21 protein-coding genes are annotated in these 17,157 nt (G+C 29.5%); 9 read left to right on the top strand and 12 right to left on the bottom strand.

From position 1 onward, the window contains the following. Positions 1-62 precede the first annotated feature (62 nt). Complete coding sequence (locus Q3V94_RS11530; RefSeq protein ID WP_008908947.1) at positions 63-650, top strand: Uma2 family endonuclease; 588 nt, start codon at positions 63-65, stop codon at positions 648-650. Here the strand turns inward: Q3V94_RS11530 and pabB are convergent. From pabB to Q3V94_RS11510, 4 genes are all read right to left on the bottom strand, one after another. Then, on the bottom strand, positions 643-1,974 hold the full coding sequence (pabB, locus tag Q3V94_RS11525; RefSeq protein WP_303527895.1) for an aminodeoxychorismate synthase component I: 1,332 nt from the start codon (positions 1,972-1,974) through the stop codon (positions 643-645). The genes Q3V94_RS11530 and pabB overlap by 8 nt on opposite strands. After that, the gene (locus Q3V94_RS11520; protein ID WP_303527917.1) at positions 1,967-2,542 is read right to left on the bottom strand and encodes an aminodeoxychorismate/anthranilate synthase component II; all 576 of its coding nucleotides are present in this window, start codon (positions 2,540-2,542) and stop codon (positions 1,967-1,969) included. Before Q3V94_RS11520 ends, pabB begins: the two co-directional genes overlap by 8 nt. An 8-nt stretch (positions 2,543-2,550) precedes the next feature. Continuing rightward, complete coding sequence (locus Q3V94_RS11515; protein ID WP_303527892.1) at positions 2,551-3,024, bottom strand: DUF5668 domain-containing protein; 474 nt, start codon at positions 3,022-3,024, stop codon at positions 2,551-2,553. Positions 3,025-3,117: 93 nt separating this feature from the next. Further along, entirely contained in the window at positions 3,118-3,297 is a 180-nt protein-coding gene (locus Q3V94_RS11510) for a hypothetical protein (RefSeq protein WP_008908943.1), read from the bottom strand. A 114-nt stretch (positions 3,298-3,411) separates the two neighbouring features. Here Q3V94_RS11510 and Q3V94_RS11505 point away from each other — a divergent pair, with 114 nt between their 5' ends. From Q3V94_RS11505 to Q3V94_RS11495, 3 genes are read left to right on the top strand one after another with little or no spacing between them, the layout of a single operon-like run. Further along, positions 3,412-4,497, top strand: a complete 1,086-nt coding sequence (locus tag Q3V94_RS11505) for a GerAB/ArcD/ProY family transporter (RefSeq protein ID WP_303527889.1) — start codon at positions 3,412-3,414, stop codon at positions 4,495-4,497. Beyond that, positions 4,484-5,566: a Ger(x)C family spore germination protein gene (locus tag Q3V94_RS11500; RefSeq protein ID WP_303527887.1), complete on the top strand. Its 1,083-nt coding sequence runs from the start codon at positions 4,484-4,486 to the stop codon at positions 5,564-5,566. Before Q3V94_RS11505 ends, Q3V94_RS11500 begins: the two co-directional genes overlap by 14 nt. 11 nt (positions 5,567-5,577) lie before the next feature. Then, on the top strand, positions 5,578-7,032 hold the full coding sequence (locus tag Q3V94_RS11495) for a spore germination protein (RefSeq protein ID WP_303527885.1): 1,455 nt from the start codon (positions 5,578-5,580) through the stop codon (positions 7,030-7,032). A 5-nt stretch (positions 7,033-7,037) separates the two neighbouring features. On the opposite strand, the gene Q3V94_RS11490 is transcribed toward Q3V94_RS11495, so the two are convergent. Beyond that, on the bottom strand, positions 7,038-8,447 hold the full coding sequence (locus Q3V94_RS11490; RefSeq protein WP_303527883.1) for a DUF445 family protein: 1,410 nt from the start codon (positions 8,445-8,447) through the stop codon (positions 7,038-7,040). 137 nt (positions 8,448-8,584) lie between these two features. Between Q3V94_RS11490 and Q3V94_RS11485 the strand changes: the two genes are divergently transcribed. Both Q3V94_RS11485 and tyrS read left to right on the top strand, forming a co-directional pair. Further along, positions 8,585-9,751, top strand: a complete 1,167-nt coding sequence (locus Q3V94_RS11485) for a cation diffusion facilitator family transporter (protein WP_303527881.1) — start codon at positions 8,585-8,587, stop codon at positions 9,749-9,751. 59 nt (positions 9,752-9,810) lie between these two features. Further along, the gene (gene tyrS, locus Q3V94_RS11480) at positions 9,811-11,028 is read left to right on the top strand and encodes a tyrosine--tRNA ligase (protein ID WP_008908937.1); all 1,218 of its coding nucleotides are present in this window, start codon (positions 9,811-9,813) and stop codon (positions 11,026-11,028) included. Positions 11,029-11,115: 87 nt separating this feature from the next. On the opposite strand, the gene Q3V94_RS11475 is transcribed toward tyrS, so the two are convergent. The 3 genes from Q3V94_RS11475 to Q3V94_RS11465 form a co-directional block, all read right to left on the bottom strand. Then, positions 11,116-11,256 (bottom strand): hypothetical protein, encoded by a 141-nt coding sequence (locus Q3V94_RS11475; RefSeq protein ID WP_303527877.1) that lies wholly within the window; start codon positions 11,254-11,256, stop codon positions 11,116-11,118. Between the two features lie 106 nt (positions 11,257-11,362). Further along, on the bottom strand, positions 11,363-11,590 hold the full coding sequence (locus Q3V94_RS11470) for a hypothetical protein (RefSeq protein ID WP_274767413.1): 228 nt from the start codon (positions 11,588-11,590) through the stop codon (positions 11,363-11,365). Between the two features lie 10 nt (positions 11,591-11,600). Beyond that, the gene (locus tag Q3V94_RS11465; RefSeq protein WP_303527916.1) at positions 11,601-12,143 is read right to left on the bottom strand and encodes an RHS repeat-associated core domain-containing protein; all 543 of its coding nucleotides are present in this window, start codon (positions 12,141-12,143) and stop codon (positions 11,601-11,603) included. A gap of 82 nt (positions 12,144-12,225) precedes the next feature. Between Q3V94_RS11465 and Q3V94_RS11460 the strand changes: the two genes are divergently transcribed. The 3 genes from Q3V94_RS11460 (at position 12,226) to Q3V94_RS13700 (ending at position 13,453) form a co-directional block, all read left to right on the top strand. Beyond that, positions 12,226-12,438, top strand: coding sequence for a transposase (locus Q3V94_RS11460; protein ID WP_008908933.1), 213 nt, complete (start codon positions 12,226-12,228; stop codon positions 12,436-12,438). 144 nt (positions 12,439-12,582) lie between these two features. Continuing rightward, a complete protein-coding gene (locus Q3V94_RS11455) occupies positions 12,583-12,957 on the top strand; it encodes an IS3 family transposase (protein WP_303527872.1) in 375 nt (124 codons plus the stop codon). Positions 12,958-13,267: 310 nt separating this feature from the next. Continuing rightward, positions 13,268-13,453: an IS3 family transposase gene (locus tag Q3V94_RS13700; RefSeq protein ID WP_368506518.1), complete on the top strand. Its 186-nt coding sequence runs from the start codon at positions 13,268-13,270 to the stop codon at positions 13,451-13,453. A 167-nt stretch (positions 13,454-13,620) separates the two neighbouring features. Here Q3V94_RS13700 and Q3V94_RS11450 read toward each other — a convergent pair whose 3' ends face one another. The 4 genes from Q3V94_RS11450 to Q3V94_RS11435 all read right to left on the bottom strand — a co-directional run. Continuing rightward, positions 13,621-13,794 carry a hypothetical protein gene (locus tag Q3V94_RS11450; protein WP_303527870.1) on the bottom strand — a complete coding sequence of 58 codons (174 nt, stop codon included), beginning with the start codon at positions 13,792-13,794 and terminating at the stop codon, positions 13,621-13,623. A 463-nt stretch (positions 13,795-14,257) separates the two neighbouring features. Beyond that, positions 14,258-15,148 (bottom strand): hypothetical protein, encoded by an 891-nt coding sequence (locus Q3V94_RS11445; RefSeq protein WP_303527869.1) that lies wholly within the window; start codon positions 15,146-15,148, stop codon positions 14,258-14,260. 390 nt (positions 15,149-15,538) lie between these two features. Next, positions 15,539-16,003 carry a hypothetical protein gene (locus tag Q3V94_RS11440; protein WP_008908928.1) on the bottom strand — a complete coding sequence of 155 codons (465 nt, stop codon included), beginning with the start codon at positions 16,001-16,003 and terminating at the stop codon, positions 15,539-15,541. 924 nt (positions 16,004-16,927) lie between these two features. Beyond that, the coding region (locus Q3V94_RS11435; RefSeq protein WP_303527867.1) for a transposase at positions 16,928-17,157 on the bottom strand (230 nt) is incomplete at its 5' end.

Genomic DNA, 17,157 nt, shown 5'->3' with positions numbered 1-17,157 from the left:
CTATAAACGTTGTATTTTTCTTTATTAAATAATAAAATAATATATAAAGTGAGGTGAATCTTATGTCTTTAGCAATTCAGCAAAATAAAATCTACACCTATAAGGATTATTTAAGCTTTCCTGATGATTTTAAATATGAAATAATAGAAGGGACACCATATTTAATGAGTCCCTCTCCTTCAGTTCAGCATCAAAGAATATTAAGGAAAATGTTTATTGCGATAAACGACAGTCTAAAAAATTTAAATTGTGAAGTTTTTAGTGCTCCATTAGATGTAATATTAACTTTAAACGCTAGCAATATAGAATCTGCAACAAACGTAATTCAACCGGATATTTTTATTATATGTGATAAAAGCAAAATAAAGGAAAAATTCATTTTAGGTTCACCAGAATTTATTATAGAAATAGTATCAAATTCAAGTCAATCTACAGACTATGTTAAAAAACTTAATCTGTATGAAAAATTTAAAGTTACAGAATACTGGATCGTTAACCCCTTGAATAAAACAATCATTCAATATTATTATAGTGATAACTGTTATTTGTCACCTGATATATACAAATCAAATGAAGTCATTACATCGAAAATATTTAAAAATATAAAATTTAATTTAGAAGAATTGTTTCATGATGATCAACTTACTTAGTCGAAAAGGTGCTATATATTGCCCTTCCCTTGTGGAGAGTTTCTTCGTATTCATCTTCAGGATCAGAATCCCAAACTATTCCTCCACCAACATTATAATAAAGACCATTTTCATCGATGACAACTGTTCTTATTGCTATGTTAAAGTCAAAATTGCCATTATTTGAAATATATCCTATGGAACCCGTGTATATTCCTCTTGACATATTTTCTATTTCCTCAATAACCTCCATTGAACGAAGCTTTGGTGCACCTGTTATAGATCCTCCTGGGAACATAGCCTTTATTATATCACTAAATTTTATGTCATCTAAAAGCTTACCCTGGATTGTTGAAACAAGATGGTTAACTGTAGCATATTCTTCTACTTCAAATAAATTCTTAACCTCTACGGTCCCCGGATAACAAATCTTTGAAAGGTCATTCCTTTCAAGGTCTATTATCATTAAAAGCTCAGACTTTATCTTTTCGCTTTCTAAAAGCATTTTCTTCAATTTTTCATTTTCCTCTTTATCATAACTTCGTTTTGTTGTTCCCTTTATCGGCCTCGTTGTTATATATTCTCCCCTTTTTCTTATAAACTGCTCTGGAGATGTAGATAAAATAAACCCGCCATCAACCTCTAAAAAGGCATTATAGGGGCCGTAATTAGCCCTTCTTAATATAGCATAAGCATCATAAGGATTAATAAAGCCTTTGGCATAAAATTGTTGTGATATATTAACTTGATAGACCTCGCCTTGCCTAATATATTCTCTAACCCTTTCTACTCCCTTTTTATATTCTTCCTTCGTAAAATTTGAAGTTAATTCTAAATCCCCAATATTATTATCAATTTTGTATTCCTCTTCAATATTTTTTAGTAAATTTACTACATCAAAATCCTTCGTATTGATTATTGTTGTATTATTTTTATGATCAATTATAATAAATTCATCATAATAAGCAAAAAAAGCCTCTGGAATATTTGTTAAAGCTTTATTTTTCCTTTTTATCTTACAAAGATCCATTCCAAAATCATAGGACAAATAACCAATAAAACCTCCATCAAAAATCAAATCAGATTTAGGTTTTTTGTAAAGATCTATATAGTAGTCTAAAATATCAAGAAAAGCTCCTTCCCTTTTAAAATCTTTATTACCCTCAGTAATGTAAATTTCTCCATTAACTTGTTTTAAAATAATTTTGGGATTAAAACCAATTATTGAGTAGTTACCATAATCTTTAAGCTGGTATCTGCTATCTAAAAGCATAGAATATCCCTTTTTAACCCTTTTAAAAGTTAAAAATGGATCTATTAAAAAATTCAATTCGGCCCTATGCATTTTTGCCACTCCTTAAAAAGTTATTTAGCATATCTAGTCCATTTTCAGTTAAAATTGCCTCAGGATGAAACTGAACCCCTTCAATGTTATATTCTTTGTGCCTTATACCCATAATTTCTCCCTCTAAAGTTAGAGCAGTAATTTCAAGTTCATCCGGCAAATCTTCTTTAGAAACTACTAAAGAATGGTATCTTGTAACCTTTAAAGGATTTTTTAAATTTTTAAATACCCCTTTATTAAAATGGTTGATTTCATTAACCTTCCCATGAACAGGTCTTAGCCCCTTAACAACCTTACCACCAAAATAATGGCCAATACATTGATGTCCGAGGCAGACACCAAGGATTGGAATCTCCCCCTTAAATTTATCTATAACCTCAAGGGGCAAAATGGCCTCTTCTGGGCTTCCTGGTCCAGGGGATAAAACTATATAATCTGGATTTATATTTTTAACATCTCTAATATCAATTTCATGTCTACCCTTTACCAAAACATCTTGACCTAATATTAAAAAATAATGATACAAGTTATAAGTAAAGGAATCGAAATTATCTATTATAAGAACCATAACCCACCTCATCTTCTTCCTTTTATTAAAATATAGATACCAAGTAAAATAAAAGCAACTGGTAAAACATATTGTTCGATGCCATAATATAGATTTAAAGATTTTAAAAACATAAATATAGATACTGCAATTAAAATAACTGATATAACAAAACTATTTTTATGCTTTTCAAAGGCATAATCCTCTAAAAAGCCTATTCCAACACCCAAAGGATAAATAAAGTTTGTATATTCTACATACTTCCAACTAGTAAAAATAGAAAATAAAAAGTAAAATCCATAAACAATTAAGGTTCCACCTAATATTAAATTTTTTGTTCCTTTGTTTTTTGAAAAATAATTATAATGAATTGCAATCCCTGGGATTATTAAAAAGATGGGCCACACAAAATTCCACAAATTAACATCAAACAAAAATGTTCGTTGAATTATTAAAAATATTCCAACAAGAATAAAGACAAGTCCCCATAAATAACTTTTCATATAAACACCCCACAAACCCTTTTTTATTATTATACTATATTTGACTAATAATTGTAATAAAAAATTCCCCTAAAGGAGAGTCTTTAGGGGAATTTATGTTTGATCAAGTCCAGTTAATACATTATCAAAAACGTTTATTTTACACCTTTCTCCATCCCAGTTCAAGCAATTTTCACAGCTTCTTTCAGGATATGTTAAGAGATTATGCATACCTTCTACCCTATAATAACTACAACTTCTTGCAACAGCCATAAGTTGCTCTTTACTTGCCATAGTAATACCTCCATAAATTAATCTTTCTTTTATTATTCTTACACGGTTTATTTTTATTATTCCCACTAAACATAATTTTTTATTTTATGCAAAAAATATTTAAAGGTGATACTTATGTTTAAAATAAACAATCAAATTACAAAAAATCAATATATGTTTATCATCCAAAATTCGATAATAGGCGTTGGAATCTTATCTTTAGCATCTGGGGTATGTAAAGTAGCCAAACAGTCAGGATGGATCTCCGTTTTGGTGGCAGGAATATATCCTATTTATATTTGTATAGTTGCAGCCCTTATATACAGAAATACTAATTATAATGAGTTTTTGGAAACCAACAAAAGAATTTGGGGGAAATTTTTAGCCTACATATTTACAATATTTTTCTTTATCAATTTTATTTTCTTTTCTTCATTTGTCCTTTCAGGATTTGCTAACGTTTTAGTTTTTTCAACAACTAAATTTTTATCACCCCATACCATAATTGTAATAACAGTTATTTTAACCTATTTTACAATTAATAACGGATTAACAAATATAGGTAGATTATCTGAACTATTGTTTTATCTAACCATTCTAATACTAATTATCCCCTCCTATTTCATCAACAAAGGTCACATTACCAATCTGCTTCCTTTGGTTGACGATGTTAGTTCAATATTTAAAGCTGTTCCTGAAACATTTTTTGCCTATTCTGGAGTTGAAATTAGCCTTTTAATTATTCCCTATGTAACTGATTTTAAAAAGGTTTTACCCTCTGGAGTGATAGGAAGTTTAATAACTATATTTATATATACATTAACCGTTCTATTGACTATTAACTATTGTGGACACATATTAACTTCAAAGCTTCAATATCCCCTCTTATATCTTGTTGCTGGAGCTGATTTGCCTGTTCTTTCAAATTTTGAACCTTTGTTTATATTTCTATGGGGTAATAAGATATTCCAAACATTAGCCGTTGGGGGATATGGGTTATCCTATACCCTATCAAAAATAATAAAAAAGTCCTATAACCGCTGTTGTTTATATAGTTGCCTTATTATTATGTTCGTATCCTCAATGTTAGTTCCGGAACATACGCGAACAATGGTTATAGTTAATGTAGAACCATACTTAGTAGGATTTATCTTGGTTTACTCAACGCTAACCCTAATATTAAGCTACTTCAAAGGGGGTAAGACCTTTGAAAAAAATTAGTTTAGTTCTCTTATTTATGCTTATTTTTACCTCCTGTTATGGCAAACCATCCATCGAACGCACATCAGTAATAGCTGGAATAGGCCACGATATTGATAAGGATAAAACATTATCCTCCAGCTTTGAATTTATTGTTTTTAAATCCCAAAACGTTTTTGATAAAAGTGTTGTAACGACAAAAGGAAAAAGTATATTTGAGATGTTTAATAAAAGATTACTAATAACTAAACGTAGACATCTACCTGGAACTGTAAGAACACTTTTAATAAGCGAAGAAAGAGGCAAATTTGGTATTTCCGATATAATAGATGCCTTTTTAAGGGATCAGGAAAGGAATCTTAACACAACAGTTGCAGTATCAAAACAAAGAACAGAAGAAATTTTAAAACTAAATGCCAAGGATAGCAATACTATGGCTGAAGAAATCGAAGATTTAATTAAATCTTCCTATGAAGCAAACTTCACCCAAAGGGATACTAACATTAAGGATTTTTTTAATATGTATTATCAAGAAGGAAGACACATTATGCTTCCTTATATAGAAAAATATAAAGATACTGTAAAAGTAAGTGGTATTGCTGTTTTTAAAAAGGATAAACTCATTTTTACAATTACAGAAGAAGATACAAAATATATTAATCTATTAAGAAATGAAAAAGCCCAAGGCTATTTAACATTTTTCGATGGAAATTTAAAATCCCTTGATTTATTTTGTAGCAGCAGAAGAAACGTTAAAGTGGAGATAAATGATAATAAAATCGCTTATAATATATATCTTTTAATATATTCTTCTGTTAAAGAAGCTAACATAGATGATGCACAAGAACTTACTAAGGATAAATTAATAGAACTCGAAGAAAAATACTCTGACGAATTAACGAAACAACTTCAAGAAATTGCTGATAAGTATCAAAACAAATATGGGACTGATATCTTTGACGTTCAAAAATATGCCGTAGCTAAGCTTGGAAGGGATAAGATAGATTTTATTGAGGAAAATTTTATAAATTCAAATATAAAAATTAGTGCAAAAATAAAAATATTATCCTCAGGAAGGCTTATAAGGTAGGTGATAATATTATGGAAAAATTAACTAAAGATATTTTTTCTAACTTAGAATTTATAATTTCCACAATTCCAAGCAATTTTAATTTTATAAAAAGGGAAATAGATTTGAATAATAAAACCTGCTTTGTTTTATTTATATCAGGTATCGCTGATAAGAATCTAGTTGAGGAATATATATTAAAACCCCTTCTTAATTCTAATATAAAGGCAAAAAATCAAGATATTATAGATGAGATATTAAAAAAGCATCTTTATTCTTCGGATGTTTCAGTAACAAATTCCATCCCTGACATAGCCTTTCAATTAATAAGTGGTAAATCTATAATCCTTTTAGATAATTGCGACGCTGCTATTATTTGCAATACAACAAATAACAATTATAGGCCAATTGAAGAATCCACAAGTGAAAAATCTGTTTATGGTATTAGAGAAAGTTTTACTGAAAATTTAGAGCTCAATTTGACTATTCTTCAAAGAAAAATTAAAAATCCAAATCTTAAGCTTGAAAAATATATCATAGGCGAAAAATTCAAAAGCGAATTAGTCTTGGCCTATATCGATGGTGTAATCGATCCGCAAGTTTTAACAAATATTAAAGCAAGAATTTCTAATTTAAAAATTCCTGCTGCAATATCTTCAGGAGTATTAGAACAGTTTTTAGATATGAGAACCTATAATATATTTCCTTTATCTAAGAGCACAGAAAGGCCCGATAAAGTTATATTTGACCTTTTAGAAGGGAAAGCTGCAATTTTTCTTTCTGAAACTCCAAGTGCCCTTATTCTTCCAGCAACTTTTTTTGAGTTTTTTCAAGGATTTGAAGACTACTCAGAAAGAACGATTACTGCAAACTTTTCAAGGCTTATGAGATTTATAGCTATAATTACTGTTATGGTTTTAGAACCTATTTACCTTGTTTTGTTAATTTATAACCCAGAGCTTTTTCCTTATAAGCTTATGTCGGTTATAATATCATCAAGACAGAATATTCCCCTGCCTCCTTTGCTTGAAATTTTAGCAATGGATGTGGCTGTTGAAATTCTACGAGAAGGTGGCCTTAGGCTTCCAAATCCAATAGGAACAACCCTTGCCATAGTAGGTGGAATAGTAATTGGGGATGCTGCAACAAAGGCTAACCTAGTAAGCCCTGCAACTTTATTTATAGTTGCTATAACAGTTATTTCTACGTTTATAATTCCAAACTATCAAATGGCCCTAACTATTAGGTTTATTAGATTCCCAATGATTATATTAGGTCAAATGTTTGGCTTCTTCGGCTTATTAATAGGGTTTTATTTTTTACTAATTCACCTTACAAAGCTCGAATCCTTTGGAATAGCTTATTTTTCACCTATTGTGCCAAGCAGGTTTAAAGATCTTTTGGATGCCTTTATAAGAGCACCTTTAAAGGAAGTGCTTAAAGAACCAAAAAGCCTCAAGCCCAGTCAAAAGAGCCCCAAAAATTAGGGCTCTTATTTTAACAAAATTTGTATTAGTGGATTCATAAGGCCTAAGATGCCCCCTAATAGAGCACCAAGCCAAGTTATAGCAGAAAGTTCCCTATTGGCTACATCTAATATAATTTTTTCGGCATATTCAACATCTAATTGGTTGATCCTGTTTTCTACAATTCTTGGGATATCTATGCTTTCTATAAAATAATGGGCATTTTCCTTTAAAACATAGTAAGTTGACTCAGTTAATAAATCTATCAATTCATTTATAGTTTCTTCATCAATAAAATGAGATATAGAATTTAATTTAGTGTTTAATATTTTGTCTATAACTGAAGCTATAAATAGTTGAAGACCATTAGCATATTTAGGATCCTCAAAAAATTTATTTACCCAGCTTAAAAGATTATCAGTCAAATTAGGATTATTTTTAATCATATCATTTAAAGTCAATGATACCTTTTCTAGGTTTCCAGTTTTACTTAAAAGTTCTAATAATTTTTCACATATTTTGTCCTTAAGCTCTTCTTCATTTTCATTTAATTTAATAATATCTTTTACTTTTAAGTCAAGAAGATTATCAATAATATTAGTTATCATTAGGGCAATGGCCGTTTTATTCTCTGATTTACTTAAATATTCATCAATAGAAGATAATGCTCTTTGTGTAATAAATTCAGGGCTTACAAGCATAGCTACAAATTTTCCAATATTCTGTTGTAAAATATCATATAATAGTTCAGATATCTTTGCCCTTACCTTTGGGGTTTTTAGTTTTGTTTTGATAAAGCTTACAATATTATCTCTGTTTGTTATTATAAAATCCTTAATTTTATCCGCAAAATCTTCTGATATTAAATTCTTTAATGTAATGTTTTTTAAATCTTCTTTGAAAATCATTTCATTTATTAATATTTTAATATTTTCTTTATTATTAACAATTACAGACTCAAGGATTTCTTTTATATCCATTTTCTTAATTTCATGGACGATATAATTTATAATTAATCGTTTACTTTCTTCATTTTTTAGTTGTTCAATCAATGCATTGGCAATAATGCCATTGAGCTTTTCCTTTATTGTAATATATCTTTCCCCAAATAAGCTTTTAAAGTAATCCAATAAGGCCTTATCGACTTTAATAAAATCCTTTAATTTGTCTTCTATCCATTTTCGAATTTTAATCTTAAAGCCTTGACTAGATAATGCTTCAGTTATAACTTCTGGTGTTAGAAGGTGATCTCCTATTGTATTTCCTATGCTATTTGCTATCCTTTCCCTTTCCTTTGGAATAAGTCCTGGAGTAAATGGAATTTTAATTCCAAACAATTTTTTTTCTTCATGGGGTCTAAAAAGCATCTTTATAGCAATGAAATTGGTAATATACCCTATGATAGCTCCAATTAAAGCAGATAAAAAAATCCTCATAAAATCATCCCCTTGGTGTAAAAATAAGACATGAAGATTATAACACAAAATTTTTGTATTATCCATGTTTAAAACCTTTTTATAATGCAATATAATATTTTTTGTTAAATTAATATTTCAAATTGCGAGGGGATTATATGCTTACAGACATTTTAATTAATAAATTTATCAAAAATACTGAGGATGAAAGAAAAAGTTTAGGACTATTAAGCGGTTATGTTGGAATCTTTATCAATTTAATTCTATTTATAATAAAACTAATCATCGGTTTTTTATCCAATAGTATTTCAATAATGGCTGATGCCTTCAATAATTTTTCTGATATGGGATCCTCAGTAATAACAATAATTGGTTTTAAATTGTCAGATAAGCCTGCCGATAAGGAACACCCCTTTGGTCATGGAAGAGGAGAATACATCGCAGGACTTATAGTATCGATAATGGTAATTTTAGTGGGATTTGAATTTTTAAAAAGTTCATTTTCTAAAATATTGCATCCAGAAAAACTTAAATTTAGCCTTTTATCCTTTTTTATTCTTATAATCTCCATATCCTTCAAACTTTGGCTTGGAAGATTTAACTCTAAACTTGCAAAAATCACAAATTCCAATATATTAGATGCGACTTCCCTTGACAGTTTTTCTGATGTATTAATTACTTCTACTGTTGCATTGGGTTTTTTACTTTCAAAATATATTAATTTCCCCTTAGATGGATATATAGGCCTTATAGTAGCACTATTTATAATTTTTGCAGGATATAAATTGATAAAGGAAACCATAAGCCCCCTACTTGGTGAAGCGCCTGACCCTAAGCTTGTGGATGAAATAATAACAGAACTCTTCTCCTATGAACACATACTCGGTGTCCACGACATTATAATCCACAGCTACGGACATAAGACCCATCTTGTATCCGTTCATGCTGAAGTTCCCTCCAATATCGATATCATGGAACTTCATGAGATGATAGATAAAGCAGAAAATGAAATTTCAAAAAAATTAAATATAACATTAATAATCCATATGGATCCAGTAAATATGGATGATAATGAAGTTTTAGAAGCTAAGAAGGAGGTTATAAAAATACTAAAGGATTATCCAGAAGTTTTATCCTTTCATGATTTTAGAATAATTGGACATAACGATAAAAAAAGCATTATATTTGATTTAGTAGTATCCCATGACGTTCTTAAAAAAGATGAGCCCGCTTTAATTAAAGATATAATAAACAAAATTAATAACATCCATCCAAACTATAAAGTCATTATTCATATAGACAGAGATTATATCCAACTGCATTGAAATTTTGTTTTTACTTTGTTAAAATATACTTCAAAGCTTAAACTAAGGAGGGACAAGATTTGTCAATTTTAAATGTTTTAAGAGAAAGAGGTTACATAGAACAGCTAAGCCATGAAGAGGAAATAGAGAAATTGCTTGAGGAAGAAAAAGTTACATTTTATATCGGTTTTGACCCAACAGCAGATAGTCTTCACGTTGGCCATTTTATACAGCTTATGGTTATGTCCCATCTTCAAAAGGCTGGACATAGACCAATTGTCCTTATCGGTGGTGGAACCGCTATGGTCGGTGACCCATCAGGAAAAACAGATATGAGAAAAATGCTAACAAAGGAAGAAATAATGCACAATGTAGAAAATATAAAAAAGCAAATGGAAAAGTTTATAGATTTTTCTGATGGAAAGGCTATTTTAGTAAATAATGCAGACTGGCTATGGAATCTAAACTATATTGAATTTTTAAGGGACATTGGAGTTCATTTCTCTGTAAACAGAATGCTTACAGCTGAATGCTTTAAGTTAAGACTTGAAAAGGGACTATCCTTTCTTGAATTCAACTATATGTTAATGCAGGCCTATGATTTCCTTGAATTAAATAGGCGTTATGGATGCAAATTAGAGGTCGGCGGAAACGATCAGTGGTCAAATATTCTTGCAGGGGTTGACCTTATTAGAAGAAAAGAAGGCAAGGAAGCTTATGGTATGACCATAGCCCTACTTACAAATTCAGAGGGCAAAAAAATGGGTAAAACTGAAAAGGGTGCCCTTTGGCTTGATGCTAATAAAACATCACCATACGAATTTTATCAATACTGGAGAAACATTAACGATGCAGATGTTGAAAAATGCCTAAAACTTTTAACATTCCTTCCAATGGATGAAGTTAATAGACTATCTTCTTTAAAGGATAAAGAGATAAACGAAGCGAAAAAGGTTCTTGCATTTGAAATTACAAAACTTATCCATGGAGAGGAAGAAGCTAAAAAAGCCCAAGAGGCTGCAGAAGCACTTTTCGGTGCTGGCGGTGATTTAAGCAATGTTCCAACATCTGTAATTTCAAAGGATCTACTTGGTTCAAAGCTTCTTGATGCTCTTGTTGAAGCTAAGGTTATTCCTTCAAAGAGCGAAGGAAAACGCCTCATTCAACAGGGTGGTTTATATGTAAACAACGAAAAGATAACTAATTTTGATGAGATATTAAAAGAAGACATGTTTAAAGAAGGTTTCATGCTTGTAAGAAGAGGTAAAAAGAACTACAACAAAATTGAGCTTAACTAAAAAGGTTCTATAATAAATGTTGGGGTGCTAAATAAACCTCAACATTTTTTGCATACAAAAAAATACTTTATTCAGATGCCCGCTTTGCTAAAATATAATTATAGTAAAAGGCATTTCAATAATATCTTTATATTTTTCATAAAATTCATCTGATGTTAATAAACTTTTGCTATTTTTTTCTAAAATATATCCACTGCAACTTTTAGCTATTAAATAAATTGCGCGCAAATATGCCCTTTTATCTATTAAGAGTGCACTATCTGATAATTCAACTTTTACAATGTATTTTGGATTGTAAAACTTTGAAAACAAACTTATTTTCTGCTTTGAAAGATTATTTTTTTATTTGTTTAATTTCAAAATCTATATATTCATTTGTAAAATCATCCCATTCAGGATTATCGATCCATTTATTCCATGCCAACTCTACAATATTACTATCGTAAAAATCATCACCTGTTCGAACGTAAGATAAACTAATACCCTTTTCCCACATATAAGAAACTAAATCATCAAATTTTGGTAAATTTATTGTTTCTTTAATATAAATTATTGTTTCCACTTTAGACCTCCTATTTTAAGCTTTTTAAAATATCAACTGCCCTTTTCAAGTATTTCATTAAATCATTATATTGCCCTTTGCTTAAACTCCTTCGGATGTTTTTTGGTATTTGATCGTCTAAAGGCTTTTTAGGATTTATTCTAATGTCAATACTTGATTTTTTGCCATGCCCTGACTGAATTTGAATTTTATTTAAATCAGGTTCGACATCCACTCTAAGTGACTCTTTCTTACCATTTATAACTACTTCAATAGGCTTGTTTTTATTTATAGTTACACTCGTTTTTTGTAAAACACCAATAAACAATGAAATAGGAATTGGTGAAAAATAATCCATTATTTCAAGAATCACATTTGGAACAGGAATTTGCTTATACGTTCTTCCTATATCTTCTGCATCAAATCCTGAAGAATCTTCAAACATTATTGGCCTGTTGAAACAATACGAAAACATATTATGCGTTAAAAGTTCTCCAATCCTACCAACAATCGCATCCGCACTAACAAATCTACACCACTCAAGGTTGTAATATCTACTCTGCAAATAATACAGCTTTGTCTCCTATTTAGCCCCCTAAAGTATTTAGACAATGTATCTTAATATGATAAGATATAATTGTCGAGGGGGAATAATAATGACACAAAAAAAGTATACTCAAGAATTTAAAGATTCAATAATCAAAGCAGCAATTGAAACAGGAAATATTGCTTTAGTAGCAAGACAAAATGGGCTATCTAAAGAGTTAGTTTACAAGTGGGTTAGACAAAATAGGGAATCAAATAGAGAGCCTAAAGCTAATATTAAAAAGTCACTTGATAATTCTAATGTTAAGAACCTTGAAGCATAGGACAAAACTTTAAAAAACTTCTTGGCGAGAAAGACCTTGAAATAGCTATACTTAAAGACTTACTAAAAAAACAAACCAACTATAGCAGATAAAGTTGAAATTTTAAATAAATGGATTGAGGCTGGTTATCCAAAAACAAAAGTATTGAGGATAATTGGGCTTAATCGTTCGACATATTATTATCATTTGTCAGGATTAAAAATTATTAAGAATAAATCAACTGGAAGACCAAAAACATGTTATTCTTTTACTCTAAGCGGAGAAAAAATATCAGATGAACAAATAAAGGAATATATTATCCAGATAATTGAAGAAGAAAGTATTTATTATGGATATCTAAAAATAACACATGCTCTTAGTAGAAACTTTAAAATTAATATTAATAAGAAGAAAGTCTACAGACTTTGTAAGGAATTAAATATATTAAAACCTCAAAGAGAAATCAAATCTAGACATCCAAGAAAAATTGCAAGAAATAGAACTGTTACAGCTTCAAACAGAAATGGCAAACTGATATAAAATATGGGTATATAAATGGAGAAGATAGATTTTCTTTATAATTAGCATTATTGATGTTGCTGATAGTAATATCATTTCACATCACATAGGGCTAAGCTGTACAGGCGAAGACGCAGCAAGGACTTTAAAAATTGCGTTATTGAAACGACAATTATACGAAGTTGAAAATAAACCAGCTATACGCTCAGACAATAGGCTACAATTTATAAATGAAACTTTTGAAAATTCTTGTAAACAGTTAAATATAGAACATGAGAGAATACCTTACAAAACCCCTAACATGAATGCTGATATTGAATCCTAACATAGAATTTTAGAGGAAGAATGCTTAAGCATAAACGAATTTTCAACCTTTGCTGAGGCCTATAAAACTGTCAATGAATTTATAAGGAGATACAGCACAAAACGAATCTATTCATCAACGAAATACATGCCGCCAGCCGAGTATTTTGAATATCTTAAAATTACTGGGGAGAGTATAAACATATATTTGTAGTAAAAGTAAGGTCCATCTTGCGCCCCTTGACATTGAGGACATGCATGATAGCCTAAAAAAAGCTGCACTATTGTTGGTGCTGATGCTAGTGCTAGGAATCATGCTTGTAGAGGCTCAATGTCAAGAGCGGACCGAATAAGTAGAAGTAAAATTTCGAATCTCTTAGATTAACCATGAAAACTTAAGATATTGTCCAAAATTAGGGGGTCAGTCCGCATCACATCCTTGAATACAAACACCATCTTTCCATCTTCATAAGCCTTAACTGTCTTAATTACCATATTCCAAATATTCCCACAAAACTCATCTATTAACCCATTCCTATCTCTTAAAACTTTCATAAATTCCTCTATCCTATCCTTCTTTATAAGCCCTTTAAACCTCTGATTTACAACATCTTCAATTGACTTTCTAATCCCTTCATACCTTTCAATTAAAGCATTATATCTTTTTCCACATATTTTTCTTAGTCTTGTGCTTTAGTTCCATTATCACGAATACATGTCATATAGTTACTATCAAAAATTAGAAGGGACAATCACACTAATCAAATTCCAACCCCAACTATTAACATAGAGCCAAATAAAAAAGCCCTGATTTCTCAAGGCTTTTATTTATTTTCTCATTGTTATATTTTGTAGTTTTATTTTTAAGTTATCGACATAGTTAGAATTATTATGCCAATTAATCTCATTAGAATAATTTATTTCAAATACTGCAAATTGACGTCCAAATATGACATTATACCCATATTTACCATAATATATATTTTATCTAAAACAAATATCATTTTATAAACGCTACTTATGGTTGTATTGTTTTACTATTTACGTAATTTTGCCACCAATTTGAATTATCAATTAATATATTATCCCCCCACTCATTATATTTATATACATAATATCCACGATTCATTAGCCAACGTTCATATGTTATGGAAGAAAGTTTTGAATTATCATCATAATCAACATATTTTTGTATTTTAGTTGGAACATTAGGCAACAAAATGCTTCCAGAAGCCCCTGGAAAAGATACATACCTAAATGAATTTGTTTCTACCCCTTGATTATCGTATGTATATGTATATTTTTGCCAATATTCTTCCCATCTTTGGAACTCAGCTAGTGGAACCCATGAACTTCCATCATAAACTTCTCCAATTTTTCTTATTATTCTATTATTAAATTGGGAAACACTACTTACTTGATATGCATTTGTTACAGCATTACTTATTACTGCATCTCCAGCACCTAATATAAATCCACCAATAGGTTTAATAAAAAAACCAATTCCTGCCAATGTTAAACCTTTTAATAGATTCCAAGCTCGCTTAGATATAGAATCTTTAATTACCCAAGGACTAACACTAGCATTTCCTGTAACAATTCTAATAGTTCCAGGTTCTATTGGTATCTGTAATATTATGAGTTCTTGATTACTATTACAATTAGATAGAATATTTTTTTGTAAAAATAATTCTTCTAAATCTCTACTTTCATATTTTTTACCATCAGGTCTTTGAATATAGATAACTTGTGGATTAATTAGACCATATTCATTTTGATACATTTCAATATCTAAATCAAAGTAACCTTGTTTTTCCCCCGAAAAACCGTATTTTTTTACAGTTGCAGCAAAAACTAACGTATTCGATAATAAAAAGAAAATAACAACTAATGACAATATTCTTTTCATTATTTTCACTCCTCTTATAGTAAATTTTAATTTCAGTGTTTATAAAATACTAAATTAAGTTTACCTCTATGAGTATAAATAAAATTGACAAGTTTACCAATTTAACTTGAAACGAAAAAATCTGATATCTTTGATAAGAAAAGCTATTATTAAACAAATAAATCATTATATTTATCATTATTTGTTTCAATACGTCAAATGTGCTACTACGTAATTACAAACTTTTTTCACTGAAAATGAGTATATATTATCAAATAATGCTCTATGCATAATACTTCCATATTGTTTCTAATTTATCTTTTATATATTAAATTTTATAAATTAAGACAGTATTTCATACATTGTATAAAGTGTTTTTTATCTTAACTTATTACCATAAGATTTTATTTATTATTTGCATTTTAAAAATATTGTATCTTTTTTTAACTCACCATTACCTTGTTTCCATAATATGTCGATTGAGCTTTGAGATAACAATCTGTAAATTTCTTTCCTATTTCCATTTAAAAAATTAAAATGTTGCAATGGTATATCTGGAAGATTTTTTGCTTGGAACTCACTAAATGAGTAGCTACCAGTTAATTTAGGGGAATTAACATCAGATATTAATAATTTTTCATTTAGATTCCACATAACTTTTATTTCCAAACTATTATTTGGATAAAATTTAGGGTATAAAGTAGGTCTAAATATATATATATCCTTATTGTTTTCTATAAAAGCTTCAATTCTCCAATTATCAGATTCACCTAATTTCATCATAGTCTTTGAAGAATCAGAAATATAATTGTATATTAATATTACTACAATAAGTGTAATCAACACTCCTATAAGCAAAATTTTTTTCTTATTCATGTAAACCTCCTTGTATAATGTATAATATACCTTATAGAGAATTTCCAGTTCAAGTTTAAGGGCTTAAATGGGAAATATTTTAATCGTTAGTTTTGTTGTCCTTTGATAATTTAATAATAGTTTTAGTTCAACAAGATGTGCTATACCAACCAACTTTTTCATGTTTATTTAGACCCTTATTAAATTTAGGCGTATTAGTATCAGTGTTATATAGCCTCAACAATGGCGCAGTAGCCCTTGCTTCCTATTACAAAATCTTTGCTGGTTACTTCTAAGTAACCTAACCCTCCTAGGACTTTTTGTTATCTTCTTACTCGTATGCTGTCCATTCTCTTATCTTTTCCTTACCTTTAGCAAAGTAAGGTGCTTCCGTTAGGTAGGTAGGATTGTTCTGATAGACGAAGCTCTTAATGCAGCAGCCTGTCAGGGATATACCGTTGCATTGGGCTAAATATTACATAAAAGGAGTTTTTTTGCGCGCCCAATACTTTTGTAGTAGACAATCGCTTGTTGTTAGTTTTATGCCCCAATAGCCATTCGACCTTCCAAATCTTTTTCTATTCCTAATAACCTTAAAGATGCTTACAAATTAATCTCTGATATTATTGTCTATGATCTTAAAATAGATGCTTCTTCCATTAAAACTTCTACAATTTCACTACTAGACATTACACCGTATGTTTTATTAAATATTATAAATTTAAGTAAAACTCAAGTTGTTACCTTCTATTACCATTTTATACCTCAACTACCATTTATGTCAATAAAAAAATACCCAACTAATTACTACATAATTCTACATATATTAAAAACAATAAGTCACTCAAAACTGTCTATAACATTATTAAAGGTAGTGTAAGTAAATTTGTGTATTTAAATTAATTTGCACTCTTTCTTGGTAAGAATTTGCCCGCGGCGAGAGTTTTATCTTATAAATTTCTCCACTCTTTCTGGATACATTATCATTAATTGGTTTAATACCATGTCCCAGTTTTTATATCTTTGTGTCCATTTTTTCATTACATTCTTTGCTACTAAAAACAACATCTTTTCTAGCGATTCATCATTTGGAAATATAACCTTTGATTTTGTTACCTTTCTTAATTGTCTATGAAATCCTTCTATTATGTTCGTTGTATACATTATCTTCCTTA

The organism is Caloramator sp. CAR-1 (assembly GCF_030546345.1).
In the GTDB taxonomy this organism is placed as follows: Bacteria; Bacillota; Clostridia; order Clostridiales; family Caloramatoraceae; genus Caloramator; species Caloramator australicus.
Note: the sequence above shows the minus strand (reverse complement) of the source record. Positions and strands in the feature narration are given on the sequence as shown.